This is a genomic window from Aeromonas finlandensis (genome assembly GCF_000764645.1).
In the GTDB taxonomy this organism is placed as follows: domain Bacteria; phylum Pseudomonadota; class Gammaproteobacteria; order Enterobacterales; family Aeromonadaceae; genus Aeromonas; species Aeromonas finlandensis.
Genome location: NZ_JRGK01000222.1, coordinates 1 through 2,126 on the forward strand (window position 1 = coordinate 1; position 2,126 = coordinate 2,126).

General features: G+C 52.4%; 2 protein-coding genes. One reads left to right on the forward strand and one right to left on the reverse strand.

The annotated features are described in order from the left end of the window. Positions 1 to 831 (reverse strand): LysR family transcriptional regulator (locus tag LD28_RS0112860; RefSeq protein ID WP_050514327.1); only part of this gene is annotated, 831 nt, incomplete at its 3' end. 123 nt (positions 832 to 954) lie between these two features. Here LD28_RS0112860 and LD28_RS0112865 point away from each other — a divergent pair. After that, a complete protein-coding gene (locus LD28_RS0112865; protein ID WP_033137363.1) occupies positions 955 to 1,473 on the forward strand; it encodes a phenolic acid decarboxylase in 519 nt (172 codons plus the stop codon). Positions 1,474 to 2,126: the final 653 nt, after the last annotated feature.

The window sequence follows — 2,126 nt, forward strand, 5'->3', positions numbered from 1 at the left end:
ATCATGACCGTGTGTCGCCCGGTTTCGATAAAGCCCAAGCGGCACATGGCGGACAGCACCACTCTCCAATGGCAGCGGCAGTAGCGAGCCGTCTTGCAGTTCAGTCTGGATCAAGTGACACGGCAACCAGCCATAACAGAACCCACACCGTGCGGCGCTGATGGCCGACTCGACGGTGTTCATGCGCCAGCGGCGCCCCAGCCTTGATGAAGGCTCCTCAACGCTATCGTAACCACGAATTTCGGCGAAAGGGTATCGGGCCAGTGTCACTTTGGTCACAGGACGCTTGTTGGCAAGCAGGGGGTGGGTAGCCGATGCAACCGCGATGAGGCGAATATCCGCAATCCTGTCTACATCCATCGAGTCCGGTTCGATGATCAGAATGGCCAAGTCATAGGAATCAGCAGGCACGTCATGCACGGTTTGGCGAACGGTTTCCAGCAACTGAAGCTCTGCTTCCGGATAGCGTTCCATGATCTGCCCAATCGCCTTGAACAGGCGTTTTTTGGGGAACAAGGTGTCAACCAACAGACGGATACGCACAGCTTCGCCATGCGCTATACCGCACCCGCGCCGTTCGATCCGGTTCAGCTCCTCGATCAATGGCGTGACTTCGGCAAGCAGGGCCGCCCCCGCCTCGGTCAGAAACGCACGTCTGCCACGATGTTCGAGCAACTCGACACCAACAGCGTCGCGCAAACGAGCAACAGCATAACTGATCGAAGACTGGCTACGGTGCAACCGTTCCGCTGCCGGGGCAAATCCCCCCTCTTCGACGACGGCTCGTAACACACCCCATTGTTCAATGGTCGATTTGGGCAACATGGTCATGTCTGCTCCTGACTGAATGCCCCAATACATCAAAAAAATAGATTACTTACAACCATAATCAGAATTATTAATTTCAAAAAACAAAACTAATATGCTGCGTACACCGACCATGGAGACAGCGACATGAATAACGAATTCGAATCTACCAAACCGGAAGAGTTGGCCGACTTTATCGGTCATCATTTCATTTACACCTATGAAAATGGATGGCAGTACGAGCTTTACGTCAAGAATGACCGCACGATCGACTACCGTATCCATAGCGGCATGGTCGGCGGCCGCTGGGTGCGCGACCAGCTCGTCCATATCGTGCGACTGTCAGCCGAGGTCTTCAAGGTATCCTGGGATGAGCCAACCGGCACAAGTGTCAGCGTCGCTTTCAACCTCGCCACTCGCAAGCTGCATGGCGTGATCTTCTTTCCCCGCTGGATCGCAGAAGCGCCACAGAAAACCGTATGTTTCCAGAATGAGCATCTGGACAAGATGCAAGCCTATCGCGATGCTGGCCCAACCTACCCAAGACTGGTTATCGACGAATTTGCCGATATCACCTTCCTGGAAAAGTGTGGTGCAAACGATGAAACGGTTATCGCCTGCAGCCCGGCAGCACTGCCGGAAGGTTACGCATCGCGGCACAACTGATCGCACAATATTCAGCCGGAAAGGCTGGGGCTCCTACCTTTCTGAGCATTGCCCAAATCAATACAGCCCGAACGGAACTCAACGAGGAGTAGTGGTCTGATCGCCACCATTCAACGCAATCCAAGAGAAAGTCGGTAAAGTTGAGTGGCGACCTTAATTCCTCGCCCAAGCAGGACAACAACATGGAGAAAGGGGTGGCATCTTGATATACCCACCCCTTGTTTGCTCTTGTTTCAGATTGTCCCATCCATTGCCGGTGACCGCTTAGGTGGTCACCAAATTTGATCAAAAACACCCATCCCTTTTCTCCCCCCATCGAGAAGTCAAAAACGAGTTGGATGGGCATTGATACAAGTCTATCACTTGCTAAATGTGGTACCCCACGTGGTACCCCAAGCCAAAAAGCACAAAGGGTGAGCCTCAAAATGAAGCTCACCCTTTGTTTTATCTGGTGCCGATAAGGGGAATCGAACTCCTGACCTTCGCATTACGAAAGCAAAATGCAATTCATATAAATCAATAGCTTTTTCCATTTAATAGGGTTTATGCCACAATCTTGCCACACTCAGCAGCAAGTTATGGTATTTGGCTATGGCAACGTTCCGTAAGCGCGGCCCCTATCAATGGGAAGCCCAGGTACGCCGCAAGGGGTA

Bases quoted from the DNA above. Each gene is read 5' to 3' on its own strand.
- LD28_RS0112865 (WP_033137363.1), top strand. From the start codon at position 955: ATGAATAACGAATTCGAATCTACCAAACCGGAAGAGTTGGCCGACTTT.